Raw genomic sequence first — 15,485 nt, forward strand, 5'->3', positions numbered from 1 at the left:
TTTCAATAATTAGAGTGCAAGTACCAGGTTGAATCCAATTGTACGGGTAGATGGGAACTGACCTATTTCAAAACCCTGCATAATGTCAGAACCATTCAGTGTACCAAACTCAGGATCGAATATTGGCCAGTCTGTCCAGATGAACAGGTTACGGCCATATACGCCAAATGTTGCACGCTGGAAACCGATGCGCTTAGCCAGTTTCGGATTCAGTGTATAATCCAGGCGCGCCTCTCTGAATTTCACGAAGTCAGTACGGAAAGTGCTGCCCTCTGCGTTGTCTGTACCAAAATGAGAACGGTAATATTCATCGATGTCCGTAGCAATCACGTCGTTCTTTCTGAACTTACCATCTCCGTCTGCCACTACACCATTACCAATGATACCATTATATCGTCCAGGCAGTGTGTTGGTTGTTTTACCCTGTTCCGCCAGTTTGTAGTGCGTCAGTGAATGTGCTACGCCGCCATATTGTGCATCGAACAGAAGGTTCAGGTGGAATTGTTTGAAGTAGAAATCGTTGCTGAAACCCAGTTTCCATTTAGGATTGGTGTTACCCAGGTATTTCACACCTTCTGTGAGCAATGCTACACCCGTGGTACCGTCGTAGATGATCTGTCCGTCAGGGGCACGCTGATAACCTCTTCCATACAGATCGCCCATGCTGCCCCCCACCTTTGCTACCAGCTGACCACCGCCTACAGGGCCCGTTTGCAGTACCAGGGAGCTGTCCAGCAGCTTTTCGATCCTGTTACGGTTAGAAGAGAAAACAACGTTTGTATTCCATTTGAATCCGCTCTTGGTTGAAACAGGCGTACCATTTACCGCCAGCTCAATCCCCCTGTTGCTCACTTCGCCGGCATTGATCAGGATAGAAGTATAACCCGAAGCACGGTCAACGATACGTTTCAGGTGCTGGTCTTTACTCAGACCTCTGTATACCGCTATGTCAAAACCTAAACGGTTGTTGAACAATTTGGCATTAGCACCTGCTTCATAGGAAACTGTTCTCAGTGGTCTCAGATCAGGGTTGGCCAGCAGTGATGGGTTTTCCAGGCCACCACTATACAGGCTGCCCGCTGAAATATAGCTGTAGGCCGTCTGATAGGCAGTTGTACCACCGCTACCTACACCTGCTGCTGACAATCTCAGTTTTGCGAAATTCACGGCCTTAGGCAGGTGGAGTACTTCTGAAGCAATGAAACTCAGGTTAGCTGATGGATAAAAGAATCCGGCATTGGTAGTACGGCTGGGAGTAGCCAGGGTACTGGTCCAGTCGTTACGGCCTGTAAGGTCGAGGAAGAGGTATTCCTTATAACTCATTGCCAGCAATCCGTAAAAACTGTTGATAGTATAAGTGCTTTTCTGGGGAATGGTTACCAGCGGACCTGCTGCATTCGCCATGGTATAGATCCCCGGATATGTCAGAGAGTCGGCACGCACCTCGTCCTTGTTATAGTTGTTCTTCAGGTTACTGCCACCTGCAGTCACAGAGAACTCAAAATCTTTCGATACTCTTTTGGCATATTTCAGCAGGAAGTCGCTGCTCGCCTCCATTGCGAAGATGCTCTGTGTACGGTAACTACCTTTAGGCAGTTTCGCACCGGCGTCATAAGGACGCTCCTGTGCACGCTGCTCATAGGCAAAGTCTACGGAAGTTCTTACCTGGAGACTTAATTCTTTGGTGAAATTGTAAGTAGCCTGTACGTTACCTGTAATGCCATGCCGGTTAGTCTTGTTCAGGAACTCATAAGAAACCGCATATGGGTTTTCAGGGAAGGAGCTGAAAGGATATTTGATCACTTTATTCTCCTGACCATTTGCCCAATAGTTTCTCAACCAGTCCAGATTTGCATTCGGCTGCCAGAAAATATACCAGTACATCAGGGACTGGTTACCATAACCTGAACCTGGCAGGTTATCACTCCATTTGTTGGTGTAGTTTACCTTGGAAGCGATCTGCAGTTTGTCATTTACTTTGGAGTTAACAGACATGGATACAGTGTTACGTTTGTAACCGGTATTAGGCACGATCCAGTCGTTGTACACATTGGTAAAAGAGAAACGGGCAGTTGTTTTATCAGTGCCACCGTCCAGACTAATGGTATTGGTGACAGTGTTTCCTGCATTGAAGAACTTTTCCATCTGGTGAGGATAAGCTACCCATGGTGTTTTTTCTTTTCCCTGCGCCTGTGTTACAGGATCGTACTGGTAGAACATCTGTCCTTCGAAACGTGGACCATAAGCGGAACTCGTACCACTGGTGCTCGCAAGACCATCAGGAGAAGTGCCATAAGAATAATAAGTAGCACCGTCCAGGCCTTGCCCATACTCATACTGCAAAGAAGGCCAGCGGTTTACTGACTCTCTGGATGCATTGGAATTGAAGGTAACGCCCAAACCTTTCCTTCTGTTGCTACCGGATTTTGTCGTAATGATTAATGCACCGTTCGCACCACGACCACCATATAATGCGGCAGCACCGGGACCTTTTAATATAGTAATAGACTCAATGTCTTCAGGGTTGATATCATTCAGACCGCTACCATAGTCGGCCGGCATATTGTCGCTGCTGGTACCATAGGAAGATTCTCCTGTTACACCACTACGGCGACCGCTACTCTGGTTGATCACCACACCATCCACTACGATCAGCGCTTCGTTATCGCCGCTCAGGTTACTCTCGCCACGCAGGATGATCTTATTGGAGCCGGTAGGACCCGCATTGGACCTTACGAGGTTCAGACCAGCTACTTTACCGGACAATGCGTCTGTCCAGTTGCCTGATATCGCATCAGTAAGCTGTTCATTCTTTATTACAGATGCTGCATAACCAAGCGCTTTCTCATCACGCTTAATACCCAGCGCTGTCGTTACCACTACTTCGTTCAGCGCTTTGGCATCAGGTATCATCTGTACATTCAGTGTTTGTGTTTCTGATATAGCAATGGCACGGTTGGTATAACCCAGGAAGGAGAATACCAGTGTAGTGCCTGGAGAAGGTACCGCAATGGTATACTGACCATTACTGTTGGTGATAGTACCCCTGGCGCCATTTTTCGGACGCACGTTTACGCCGATCAGTGGCTCGCCTTTTTCGTCTGTCACTTTACCGCGGATAACAATATCCGGTTGTCTGCGCATGATCACAAAAGTGTTGCCATTGCGCACAAACTGATATTCAGTACTGTGCAGTGCGGTTCTTAATATTTCGGGAACAGTAGCACCTTTCATATTTACTGACACCTTCACACTGGTGTTCACTTCATCTTCGCTATGATTAACGAGAAAGGAAGTGTTCTTCTGAATAAACAGGAACACGTTGTTCAGTGGCTGGTTTTCAATGGCGATATCCAGCCTTGGTTCATTTGATTGTGCGTTGACAGTTGGCATGAATGCTGCTAAAAATAACAGTACTAACAGCCCCGCAGATCTGATAATTCCTTTCAGTTGCGGACAGCAATTCCCTAGCGGGGCTCCCCGCCTATTTGTACTTTTGTCCATTCATTAAAAAATTTAGCTTTTGTACCGAATTTTACACCCCTTTACGATAGGGTAGTTCTTTTATTGTATTAATATTAGGTTGTCTGTAATAGTGTAGTTGATGTTGCCCATCAGTTTCAACTGCTGCATGATATTCTGGATACTGTTGTTCCTGAAAGTAGCGGTGAACCTGCGCTTCAGTAATGCCGAATCCTTCACTTCAAAGTGCATAGCATACTTATGTTGCAGTACCTGCAATACCTGCTGCAGAGCGGCATCCTGGAAAGCGAGCTCTCCTCTCATCCAAGCAGTTGTAGTTGTAGTATCGATGTCCTGTTTTGTAATTGTCCCTTTATATTTATCTATTACCGAGCCATTGCCTGCTGCCAGTTCAAGCCAGGGGCCTGCTTTAAAAAGATGCTCCAATGCGATCTTACCACTGTTAACGGATACAGATGCATGCCTTTCGTCCCTGTAATCTCTTATGGAAAATGATGTACCTAATACCCTTACTCTTACCTGCGGGGTCTTAACAATAAATGGATGTGTCACATCCTGTGCTATATCAAAATAAGCTTCCCCTTCTTTGAGATATACGAGGCGTTCTGCTCCTTCAAAACTTTCAGGGTAGAGTAATTCACTTCCCCCGTTGATAGTAATGTGGGTACCGTCTTTTAATATCAGTGTACCCTGATTGCCATCCGGCACTCTCATTACACGGAAAGTTTGTCCGGCTTTCCTGTTAAAAAGACCCGTCGTCTTTCTCAAAAGAAATGTGCTGCCTACAACCAACATAAGGATAGCTGCATACCGGCTGATCTTTCTCCAGTTAGTCAGCCACATCACCCGGCCTGCAGGTTTTACTGTCTGCTTTAAGCGGTTCAGCGCAGCATTTACTTCTTCCTCCGGCAACTGGAATTTTCCTTCCTGTAAATAGTCCTCCACAGGAAACAACGATGCATGCTCCTCTTCAGAAAGTGCAGATAATGCCTGGTGTAACTCCTCTTTTTGAGCGGAGGTCAATTTACCTGATCTGAAATCTTCCAATCTTTTCCGGATGTCCTGTAGGTCCATTTAGCTGGCTTTGTTTAGTGTTTATTATAAGAACCACAAAACAATCGTGTTACCGTCAGCTAATCAGGTTAAGGAATTGTTACCAAAGAAAAAAGAAGCTGGCAAGGCGGGTGCGGAGGGTACGGAGCACTCTGCCGATATAGCGCTCCACGGTTTTTTCAGAGACGCCTTCCTGCAATGCGATCTCTTTATAGGTAAGGCCTTCTTCCCTGTTCAGCAAGTAGAAACGGCGGGCGGCTTCCTCCTGGGTATTGATAGTATGGTCGATAATCTGCTGTTGTTCTTTCACTTCCATATGGTTGACAACAGCGCTGGTTTCAATATAGACGGTGGCGTATGCGTCCTGCTGTTTCTTTTCTTTCAGTACTGTTTTAAGATGGTCCAGGAAACAATTCCTTGATATGATCAATATATAACGCAGCTTTTCCTCCTCCCCTTCGGGCAGCAGATCGAGTTTCTGCCAGACCTTCAGATATGCTTCCTGTGCAAGGTCCTGGGCTAGTTCTTTATTATTGCTGATTTTCTCCAGGTATGCGACGATATTAGGATAGGTATCTTTGAATAACCTGTCAAAATACATCTCAGGGTCCGATGAAGCACTATGTGAGGTATTGGATCGCATCTTATTTAACCTGGTATTTACGAACAAAAGTACACTGCCATTGTAAAGACAATGTTAAGACTATTGAAACAAGAGACCCTGTCGCCGGCATGATAGAAACTCAATAGATTGACAATCTTGGCAATACACTAATACCCTGACTGGTATTACTTTCAGGGCGCTAAAATATATGTGCAATGTTAAGTTTGCATTAAGTCATTGTTAACTTTAGGGGATATTTTCATACTTCTTCGTGCCCTGGGAACTGCTGCAGATTTCTGCGGAAAGTTGAGCCATGTTCTACACTGTCTTCCACCGCCCATACGGCCATGGCATATAATACGGGTTTTAATCCCATTCCTGCTTTGGTAAGGCTATACGTAACATATGGGGGTACAACAGGTTTAGCTTCCCTGACCAACAGGTTTTGCGCCTCCAGCTGTTTCAACTGCTGGATCAATACTTTCTCTGTAATATCAGGAATGCCCTTTTTAAGTTCGCTGTATCGCTTGGGACCGGATAATAACTGGAATAAGATGATAGGCTTCCAATAGCCGCCGATCTTTTCCATTACATATGTTACAGGACATTCTTCAAAGGCAGATCGCTTATTGGCCTGTATCGTCGAGTTTTCTTTTATCGTTGCCATAGTTACATACTCCTGGGTAAGTACTTGTACAAAAGTAAGTACAAATCTACTTTTGTCAAACAAAATATGAATGACATGAAAATCACTATCACGGGCTCTCTGGGCAACATAGGACGAAGACTCACCAGCCAGCTGACCGCCAAAGGACATGAAGTAACCGTTATCAGTCATACCCCTGAAAGGGTGGCCGCAATTACCGCCTTAGGGGCCATCCCGGCTATCGGCAACGTAAACGATCCTGCCTTCCTGCAGCATGCATTTGCAGGTGCAGACGCAGTATTCACCATGATCCCCCCTCACTATACGGATGTGGTCAACTATATGAAGACAGTAGGCGATCATTATGCTGCTGCCATTGCTGCCACAGGTGTAAAGTATGTGGTGAACCTGAGTGCTATAGGCGCCCATCTGCCAGATGGTCCCGGCCCTACCAAAGGGAACTATTATGTTGAACAACAGCTGAATGCGTTGCCCGGTGTACACGTGCTGCACCTGCGCCCCGGTATGTTCTACACCAACTTCTATGGCGCTATTCCCATGATTATGCACCAGCATATCATTGGTAATAATTTCGGGGCAGACGTTAAAATGGTGCTCTCCCATCCACGGGATATTGCGGATATTGCCGCTGAAGCATTGGATACACTTTCGTTCAGTGGAAAGAGTGTCCGTTATGTTGCAGGCGATGAGAAAAACGGCGCAGAGATCGTAGACATACTGGGCCGGGCTATTGACAAGCCGGCATTATCATGGATAGCGTTTCCGGATGAAGCGCTGCTGCAAGGCATGATACAAAGTGGGATGAGTGAGGAAATGGCCAGGGTATATATGATCGAGATAGGGGTTGCTTTAAGGGAAGGCAAACTATTCGACGATTACCGCCTTCATGAAAAGGATGCTTATGGCAATATCAGCCTGGAGGAGTTTGCCGTAGAGTTTGCGGCAGCTTATGCGTCACATTACTGATCATAAACAAAGAAGCCGCGTAGTGATTACGCGGCCTCTTTGTTTCAATTATTTCTGAGCGTTCTTGATACTATCCTGTCTGGCCTTTTCTTCGCGTTTGGCTTTTTTCTTAAAGTAACCGCGCAGCAGGAAATTATGTTGTGCTGCCTCCAGGTCTTCATTCAGCTTACCGGTGCTGACGTTCAGATTCTTCAACATCTGTTTCAGCTCTTCACCTGATTGTTTGTCATTCAGCAACACGCCTACCGGAGAGTTTGCACTGTTCAGGTTTTCATTCAGTCCCTGCGTAGTGCTTTTCAGATTGGCCACTACCTCATTGGCATTGTTGGCTACAGCATTCATCTGCGTTACTGCTGAACGGAGATTTTTGAATATAGTGGTATCTGTTACCAGGTCATTGGTGAGTGTACCTTCCTTACGCAAGCTGGCGGCATAAGCAGCCAGTCCCTGGGTCAGACGTTCGGTATTGCTGGCAGACTTCTGCAGGGAAGCAACAGCCAGCGACATGTTGCTGTACAAGGTTTCATCATTTACCAGCTTACCGATGGAGCCTTCACCGTTTATGATCTTTTTGCTGAGGGCATTCAGATTACCGGTAATTCCCAGTAAGTTCTTATTGTTCTCCTGCAGGGTTGCCAGGATCTCATCAGGACTGATATTTACCGCTACTTTCAGCTGATCGCCGTCCTGGATAGCAGGCACACCATCTGTACCGCCGGATAATGCAATGATCTTATTACCTACAAGACCATCTGAACCCACTTTTGCCACTACATCTTTATGTATGAATTTGGCTGAACTTTCTTCTATGTTCAGCGCTATTTCTATCTTATTATGTTCGAGAAAAGTGATTCTCTTTACGTTCCCCACTTTCACGCCGGAGTACCATACATTATTACCTGTCTGCACACCGCCGATGTCATTGAAGATGGCAGTGACATGCACCGCCTTTACAAATGCCTTCTTTTGTCCGCCAAGTGTAAGTACGCCTGCTATAACGATCAGCAAACCTATAACTATAAAAATGCCTACGATAACGGAGCGTCTGTTGCTTGATTCTTTCATATCTTACTGTATAAAATTATAATCATAAAATTCCTTGATGAGGTCATCCTGTGTGCTGAATACCTCTTCAAAATTACCCTGCTTTACAAATTTCCCTTCTTTCATTACCACGATCTTATCACCCGTCTGTTTGGCGCAGGCAAGATCATGCGTAATGATGATGGAACTGGTATGAAAGCGGCGTTGCACTTCATTGATCAGGTTATTTATTTCAGTGCAGGTAATCGGGTCCAGACCTGCAGTGGGTTCGTCATATAACATAATATCAGGACGCAGGATCAGCGTACGGGCAATGCCTATACGTTTACGCTGCCCGCCCGACAGCTCTGAAGGCATCTGGTCAATCGTCTTTGCCAGACCAACCGCCTCCAGTACCACACTCACCATTCTTTTCACCTGCTCATGCTTAATATTCGGCGTATTTCTCTTGAGAGGAAATGCCAGGTTCTCTCCCACTGTCATACTATCGTACAACGCACCATGCTGAAAGCAGAATCCTACTTTAAGACGCAACTCCCGCAGGGCCACACTATCCAGTTTGTCCACCTCCTGGCCCAGCACATTCACCGTACCGGAATCGGGTTGCAGCAAACCGGCAATGATCTTGATCAATACTGATTTCCCGGTACCTGAACGTCCCAGTACCACCACATTCTCTCCTTTGTGCACGTCGATGTCAATGCCGCGCAGCACGTGATTGCTTCCAAAAGACTTATACAGGTTATGGATGTCAATCACCTTTTCATTCATATTTATTTCCGGCGTAAATGACTTCATATTCTAACGGATAGAGTTGGCTATTTGAACAATAAATACCTCTTCAAGAAAGATCAGGAACATGGATACCACCACGGAAGTATTAGCGGCCTTCCCCACACCCTGTGTACCCTGACTGGCATTATAACCCTGATAACAGCTTACCACACCAATTGTAAAACCAAATACCACCGCTTTAATGCCCGTGGTAATGAAGTCGAGGAAGTAAATATTCTTAAAGGCTTCCTGGAAAAAGCTGGTAAAAGAGGTCTGCTCATTCAGATGAATATCCAGGAAAGAACCCAACATTCCAACGAGGCCTGTGTAAGCTACCAGAATGGGAATAGATATGGTGGTGGCCATCACCCTTGTTACTACCAGGAATTTGAATGGATTGATTGCAGAAACCTCCATAGCATCTATCTGTTCGGTTACCCGCATAGATGCCAGCTCAGCGCCTATACCCGATCCTACCTTACCGGCTGTGATCAGGGCCGTTACCAGTGGCGCCAATGCCCTGATCACAGCGATCGATATCAGGGAAGGCAGCCAGGAGGTAGCACCGAATTCTGAGAGAGATGGCCTGGACTGTTTGGTAAATACAAGACCGGTAATAAATCCCGTCATCGTGATCAGGGCGAGGGACTTGTATCCCACCTGATAACACTGACGGATCACCTCACGCACTTCTACAGGTCCTTTAAAAGCTTCCTTAAAGATCCTGATCAGGAATAAGAAAATGTTGTAAATGTCTTTGAAAAAGCCATCAATCCCCTTTGATATAACTGGTTTCTCCGGTTGTTCAATATTTGAGTCCATTCGCTGTTTTTAAGAAAATTGCTAATATAAGTAGCCCGGTATTTATTTACTAAATACAATTTTAGTTCTCGTTTGTTAAACCGGCAGCTAAGGTATCAACAATTCACGGTAAAATTCCAAGATACGGACTTATCTGCAATGGGATTGCATATATGACTATTTAATAATAAAAATTTAAATGCAGATGTCTTTCAATGACAGGTGAGGAGCTGGGATATGTAGTCAAAGTTGCACAATGAAAGTCGTTTTGGGCAACTTTGACTACGGCAGGAATATTGCTTTATCGTATTGACAATCAGGGACAATGTTACAGATCAGGCCAGCTGGTCGATCCCCCATTGCCTCAGGACATCATTACTGAAAATCTTTGCTACAGCGGGTTCAATGATCCTGGACCTGGCTAACAGGAACTTATCAAGACTGTTACCGTACATCCGGCGCAGCCGGTCAGGCGCTATGGTGCTCATTTTACCCCAATGGAACGTATAAGGGATGTTCAGCTGCTCCAGTTTATTCCATACTGCATCATAGAAACTCAGGGTCTGGGGAGAGAGTACCGCATCCAGCTCCAGCACACAGGTAACCGGTGCAAAACGGGTGAAAGCCATTGTGGCCGGAGACGATTTAACAAAACGGAAAGCGAATAGTCCTACAAACGGGCCTGCCGATTCATTCATCTCCATCAGTACATTCACTACCTGCTCTACGGCAGACAGCGGCAATCCGATAGCAGCACTGGCCAGTTTTCCGTGCAAAGTGGTGTTGTTAAAGATCTCACTCAACCGGCCGAACTGTTTTTCGTGGATGTTGAGGCTTCCTGCCAGCACCTTATTCACCATCAATGGCACCACTCCGGGCACTACCCCTGCCAGCTTTCCTATGAAACAGGGCGCATCATCTCCCGGCCCTATCCCGGCCGCATTCGCTTTTGGCGGCTCATAATCATTGCGGTACGGGCGTTTATACATGGCTGTCATATAGACCCCGTTTTTCATGTCGTAAGGATTGATCAGGACCTGCATATGAAAAGGCCTCACTCCCGGGTAGGGCAACCTGGGATTGCTGAAATCCAGTGTCTTCATCTGCCTGATCAGCGCATCATCATAGGGCGTACGGCGTTGATAAGATTCCAGCAGGAAATCGTCTTCCGCCTCTATCAGCGCCCCATGTATAAAGCCCATCGCGCCGATGCCTACCAGCGCCGCGTTGAATACCTCATCATCGCGCAACAATGTGGCGCCCAGCTTATCCGGAAAGGTATCCGCCATCACAGGATAAGACGAACGTTCCAGCCAGATATGTGTATCCGGGCCGGTAATAATATGCAGCGCTACCACGCTTTCCTGTATCGCGCCGAAGTCCAGCGCTGCACCATGGGTGCCTGTGGCAATGGCGCCCGCAATGGTTTGTCCGTTACTGGCCCCACTGGCAGAAAGGGACTGCCCACGGTCATGCAGGTGCTTGCTCAACTCCCATACCCGGTTGCCACACTGTGCCATACACAGGTATTTCGGATCACGAATATACTTCGGAGACACACTCTCCTTTGATACCGTAAAACGGATGTTCAGTGGCTTGGTATTAAGAATGATACCATTAGTGGCTGCTATCGGAGAGAATGACCAGCTGCCGCCCAATGCTCTCAGTGGAGTATTGGTCTGTATCGCATCCCTGATGATCTGCTGTATCCCTTTGGTGGTATCGTTATAGATATCAAGTCCCTTACCAGTTGTCTCATTGGCAAGATCATAGAGGTCTTTTATGGGCTGGGAAAACGTACTATGCTCGTTTTGCCAGTTGAAGGCGCCGTTTTTAATAATTTTCATAGTGGATGAGTGTTGGGGTAAAAGAAATCTTACAAATCACAGCGGGTCTGTCTGAGGCTGACAGGGAGTGGCACACTTCCATTCCAGCGACAGGGGACAGTAGATTCCCAGTGTGCAGACCGTTAAGAGGGCATTTCCGAAGTTGTTCTTCACGCGCACCTCAGCCATGCCATTTACGCCCAGTGAATCGCATATGGGTGTATGGATGATCTGCGGTTTGTTGAGTAATCCCCAGAAAAGGCTGTAAGTCCTGATCTTATTCATGGGAGTAACACCGGTGGAAGGAAGCGCATGAGTAGCAACGCGATAGGAATAACAGCTACTTGCGCATAATATCATGACGGTCAGTATACCAGTCATGGCAACATTGTGGAATTTGGGGCAACGCATAGCAATATTTTCTACTAAAATAAGAAATAAAAAGGGTGAAAAGCACTATCACCTGCCTTTCACCCGCCTAAAAACCTCCTATTTTCCGGCCTTACCTTCCATATCTTTCTATCTGTTCCTGATGCTCACGATCCCTGAAACATCCCCGCCCATCTCTGAATGCAAAACGCATGGCCATTATATTCGCTGCTATGAACAATACAATCACCAGTATTGCAGCAACCTTACTCCAACTTGTCAGTAACGGTTTCTTCGAAAAACCTCCGAAAATATACCCGATGATGAACACCATACAGGCTATAAACAGTATCCGTATGATGATAAAAAATGCGACTCCCATATGTCTACAGTTTTATCTGTAATGACTTAATAGTTCCAGATTTTCCGCCTTTCCCCAGTGAGGTGCAGTACCTGCAGTGACGTGCTGTAGGTTCGTAAGGCTCTCGTTGGCCAGCTGTTTAGCCAGGTTCTTATCACCGCCCCACATCCCCGGCGTGTAATACTTTATCAATGCTTCTACATACATTGCTCTTGGATTCTGTGGATTCAGTGCCTTTGCTTTCTGCAGATACTGTCCTGATAACATTCCAAACTTCCTCCCATATCTCATGGGACTGATGAATATACGGGTGCGGTACACCATGCTCATCACTGTATACAACTCCGAAAGCTCCTTTTGCTGAGTTGTGGAATCCAGCAGCGATCCGGCTTTTAAGGCTTGTTCCTCTCCCCGCTTACTGTACGGCTCAATTCTCTCTCCACTATCCCGGTAAAGGAACCCAATCTTTGCGTTACAGTAGGCGGCATAATAGTAAGGCAGCCAGTCTGCCTTTCGTGCAGCAATCCCGGAGAATTCCTTTTCCAGCTTTTCATAATCTGCCACGCTGGAGGCCTTATCCAGTCTGGCGATTGCGTTTTGCAGTTCGTTGCTGGCAGACTGTGCGAAGCTGATGCAATAGCATGATAGCAGCACCAGCATGGATAACATTATTTTCTTCATATTCTTTGCCTTTTTCATTAGCTATAGTATTTACAGGCAAAGCTAGGAACTGATACGGCGCAGCGTTTTACAGCGTAGATAACACGGGAAAGTGTTACGACAAGACGGGGAAATAAGTATAGTCAGTCTTTGGATAAATTAAGCATGCGGGTTACATTCTCCTTATAGAACTCACTGACAGGAACTTCCTTGTTGCCAATTACAACAAGATCTCTTTTAACTGCTGATATCTTCTTCGCGGCTACAAGGAAAGATTTATGCGTACGTATAAACGCGGGAGGTGGTAGTTTCTCTTCCATGGCTTTCATGGTCATGCGCGTGAGCACAGGCTTCGTGGAAGATGACAGATAGATCTTAATATAGTCTTTCAGTCCTTCTATATACTCGATATCTGCTACAACAATTTTCACCTGTACATACTCCACATATACAAAGAAGTCTCTGGGCGCTTCAGATGCTTTATGTTGCAAACGAAACAACTCATATGCATGATTACAGGCCTTCAGGAAACGCTCAAAACTAAAGGGTTTCAGCAAGTAATCTACCACACGCAGTTCAAACCCCTCCAAAGCGTATTGCTCATAAGCTGTCACCAGGATGACCATCGGCGGTTGTGGCAATGATCTTAAAAACTGTAGCCCGGTTAGTTTGGGCATCTGTATATCCAGGAAGATGAGATCTACCTGTTCCTGTTGCATTACCTCCATTGCTTCCATGGCATTCTTACATGTCTTCACCAACTGCAAAAAAGGTACCTGCCGGATGCTGTCTTCCAGCAACTCCCGCACCAGCAGTTCATCATCTATAGCAATACAACGCATCATGTAAGTACCAAAGTTAAAGTAATATGAAATACCCCGTTTTCATTCCTGATCAGTAAGGTATATTTATCCCTGTACAACATGTCCAGCCGCGTTCTTACATTAGATAACCCAATACCTGAATTTTCATCTTTTTCTGTAACATTCTCCTCATCAAACCGGTTCTTTACATCAAAAATAAGCTGACCATCCTTTACCGACAGCTCAATATCTATCTGCGGATGCGACAGGTAATTTACCCCATGTTTAAATGCATTTTCTACGAAGGGTATCAGCAACATGGGTTCTATTGTATAGCATTCCGTTTCTTCTTCTGTATTCATCACGGCATTCACCGCCACCTCACTGCCAAAACGTAGTTGCTGCAGTGCTATAAAACTCTTCAGGTATTCAATCTCTTTGATAACAGCCACCTTTTTTCCCTGTGTATCGTACAGCATATAACGCATCAGATCTGACAGCATGATAAGAGAAGACTCCAGCCTCTCCGATTTCTTCCTGGCCAGTGAAACCAGGTTGGTCAGGACGTTGAACAGGAAATGTGGACTTATCTGTGAACGGAGGAACTTCAGCTCTGTAGAGAGCTGTTCGGTCCGTTTCTTCTCCTGTTCTTTCTCAAACCGGATCTTGTTCACTCTCCTGCGATAAATGACGCTGATAAAGAAGATACCAACAGACGGACCGAAAATAAATTTATACGCCGTCATGTCTTTCAATACATCTGGAAACCAGAAAGCCAGTATATGATACTTCAGCTGGAATGATATGAACAGGAGTAACATGGCCACCGGGAGATACAGCCACCAGTATTTCCGGTTCATCAGCCTGGGATAGAAAAAGAAAGCATTGCTGTAAAAAATAGCCATATGTATGAACCCCGATATCGTGAAGAATAAACCGGGAATAGGCCCTACCTTATACTCGTTGGCAGCAGTGGAAACCATATAGGGCAAAAACAGCAACATAGCCCAGATAAGGGCATGAATTCCTCCTTCTGTAAGTGCATATTTATTACGTAGTACCTTCATTGCTAATAGTAACAAAAATAGCCATTTTAAGCCCGTTTTGGCGGGAGGCATAGACAAAACGGGAATATGTGTAGATTACCTGCTATCCCGTATCTTCGTGTCAAATCATCCATTAGCAATGAAGCACCTGCTTTATATATTCATCGCCGTTTGTCTTTACTCCTGCTCTCCCAAACTATCCCCCGGCACCGGGAATAACCATATTCCTCCACTTACGGACACGACCTTTGTATTGGTCCTTAGTCCGGGCGACCGCTACAACGGTAATGGTAAAATAGCTGTTATCAGCTCTTCAGACAGTAGCATTTCCCCTGCCTGTACCTACGATGAGATCATTGCCAGGTTTAAACAGGTAGCCAGGGCACAGGGCGCCAATCTTGTAAAAATAACCAGCTATAAAAAACCGGCATATAAAGGGGATTGTGATAAGATGACTGCCAGGCTTTACAGGGTCGATAATGTAAAAGCCTATGAGCAGAAATTTGACTGGAGCCCCGATCGTAAACTGAGCTGGGATGATTTTAAAGGAACTCCGGCACCCAACCGTGATACCAATGTCGCTGCCAGAACATCCTGCCGCTTCGGTATACGGGTCGATACAATGTATGCGTCGGGCATTCACGTAGTGGTGACCAATGAATTCATCTGCCAGCAGAGCAGTGTGAGGCCCGGACGAAAAACACCGGCATTACTGGCACACGAACAGTTGCACTTTGACCTCTGCGAAGTATATGCAAGGATACTGCGGAAACAACTGGCCAATACCGCATTGACGCCAGCTAATGTCAACAGGGTATCAACAGATGCCTTTCTCGAAACCTATAAAGTATACAAGGAAAGACAGTGGGCCTATGATGAAGAAACCCTGCATGGGCTGAAACCCGAAGCCCAGGCACACTGGAAAGAAAGTATAGAGAAAGAGCTGGCAGCACTGGACGGATATAAATATTAACCTTGTTTAACATTAAAGCAAGGCATATTAACCTGCTTTTGCAGGTGGTGGATCT

The 15,485-nt window shown here is 45.9% G+C and carries 15 protein-coding genes; 2 read left to right on the forward strand and 13 right to left on the reverse strand.

Annotation, left to right across the window (positions count from 1 at the left end):
- Positions 1-9: 9 nt before the first annotated feature.
- From BLR32_RS12180 to BLR32_RS12195, 4 genes are all read right to left on the reverse strand, one after another.
- Positions 10-3,393, reverse strand: a complete 3,384-nt coding sequence (locus BLR32_RS12180; protein ID WP_245705407.1) for a SusC/RagA family TonB-linked outer membrane protein — start codon at positions 3,391-3,393, stop codon at positions 10-12.
- Positions 3,394-3,564: 171 nt separating this feature from the next.
- Entirely contained in the window at positions 3,565-4,557 is a 993-nt protein-coding gene (locus tag BLR32_RS12185) for a FecR family protein (protein ID WP_089831979.1), read from the reverse strand.
- A gap of 79 nt (positions 4,558-4,636) precedes the next feature.
- A complete protein-coding gene (locus BLR32_RS12190) occupies positions 4,637-5,179 on the reverse strand; it encodes a sigma-70 family RNA polymerase sigma factor (protein ID WP_089831981.1) in 543 nt (180 codons plus the stop codon).
- 220 nt (positions 5,180-5,399) lie between these two features.
- Entirely contained in the window at positions 5,400-5,807 is a 408-nt protein-coding gene (locus BLR32_RS12195) for a winged helix-turn-helix transcriptional regulator (protein WP_089831983.1), read from the reverse strand.
- 75 nt (positions 5,808-5,882) lie between these two features.
- Between BLR32_RS12195 and BLR32_RS12200 the strand changes: the two genes are divergently transcribed.
- Positions 5,883-6,773: an NmrA family NAD(P)-binding protein gene (locus BLR32_RS12200; protein WP_089832188.1), complete on the forward strand. Its 891-nt coding sequence runs from the start codon at positions 5,883-5,885 to the stop codon at positions 6,771-6,773.
- A gap of 48 nt (positions 6,774-6,821) precedes the next feature.
- Here the strand turns inward: BLR32_RS12200 and BLR32_RS12205 are convergent, their stop codons facing one another.
- The 9 genes from BLR32_RS12205 to BLR32_RS12245 all read right to left on the reverse strand — a co-directional run bounded on the left by BLR32_RS12205 (position 6,822) and on the right by BLR32_RS12245 (position 14,493).
- Positions 6,822-7,838 (reverse strand): MlaD family protein, encoded by a 1,017-nt coding sequence (locus BLR32_RS12205; protein WP_089831985.1) that lies wholly within the window; start codon positions 7,836-7,838, stop codon positions 6,822-6,824.
- 3 nt (positions 7,839-7,841) lie between these two features.
- Positions 7,842-8,615: an ABC transporter ATP-binding protein gene (locus BLR32_RS12210; RefSeq protein WP_245705408.1), complete on the reverse strand. Its 774-nt coding sequence runs from the start codon at positions 8,613-8,615 to the stop codon at positions 7,842-7,844.
- A gap of 3 nt (positions 8,616-8,618) precedes the next feature.
- The gene (locus BLR32_RS12215; protein ID WP_089831987.1) at positions 8,619-9,413 is read right to left on the reverse strand and encodes an MlaE family ABC transporter permease; all 795 of its coding nucleotides are present in this window, start codon (positions 9,411-9,413) and stop codon (positions 8,619-8,621) included.
- Positions 9,414-9,727: 314 nt separating this feature from the next.
- Positions 9,728-11,239 (reverse strand): FAD-binding protein, encoded by a 1,512-nt coding sequence (locus tag BLR32_RS12220; RefSeq protein WP_089831989.1) that lies wholly within the window; start codon positions 11,237-11,239, stop codon positions 9,728-9,730.
- A 36-nt stretch (positions 11,240-11,275) separates the two neighbouring features.
- Positions 11,276-11,629 (reverse strand): Bor family protein, encoded by a 354-nt coding sequence (locus BLR32_RS12225; RefSeq protein ID WP_143011450.1) that lies wholly within the window; start codon positions 11,627-11,629, stop codon positions 11,276-11,278.
- 91 nt (positions 11,630-11,720) lie between these two features.
- Positions 11,721-11,969 carry a hypothetical protein gene (locus tag BLR32_RS12230; protein WP_089831991.1) on the reverse strand — a complete coding sequence of 83 codons (249 nt, stop codon included), beginning with the start codon at positions 11,967-11,969 and terminating at the stop codon, positions 11,721-11,723.
- 12 nt (positions 11,970-11,981) lie between these two features.
- On the reverse strand, positions 11,982-12,629 hold the full coding sequence (locus BLR32_RS12235; protein ID WP_218124179.1) for a hypothetical protein: 648 nt from the start codon (positions 12,627-12,629) through the stop codon (positions 11,982-11,984).
- 122 nt (positions 12,630-12,751) lie between these two features.
- Positions 12,752-13,453: a LytR/AlgR family response regulator transcription factor gene (locus BLR32_RS12240; RefSeq protein ID WP_089831995.1), complete on the reverse strand. Its 702-nt coding sequence runs from the start codon at positions 13,451-13,453 to the stop codon at positions 12,752-12,754.
- Positions 13,450-14,493 carry a sensor histidine kinase gene (locus tag BLR32_RS12245; RefSeq protein WP_245705409.1) on the reverse strand — a complete coding sequence of 348 codons (1,044 nt, stop codon included), beginning with the start codon at positions 14,491-14,493 and terminating at the stop codon, positions 13,450-13,452. Before BLR32_RS12245 ends, BLR32_RS12240 begins: the two co-directional genes overlap by 4 nt.
- 103 nt (positions 14,494-14,596) lie before the next feature.
- Here BLR32_RS12245 and BLR32_RS12250 point away from each other — a divergent pair, with 103 nt between their 5' ends.
- Positions 14,597-15,430, forward strand: a complete 834-nt coding sequence (locus tag BLR32_RS12250) for a DUF922 domain-containing protein (protein ID WP_143011451.1) — start codon at positions 14,597-14,599, stop codon at positions 15,428-15,430.
- Positions 15,431-15,485: the final 55 nt, after the last annotated feature.

Origin of the sequence: Chitinophaga filiformis (assembly GCF_900102545.1) — a bacterium.
In the GTDB taxonomy this organism is placed as follows: Bacteria; Bacteroidota; Bacteroidia; order Chitinophagales; family Chitinophagaceae; genus Chitinophaga; species Chitinophaga filiformis.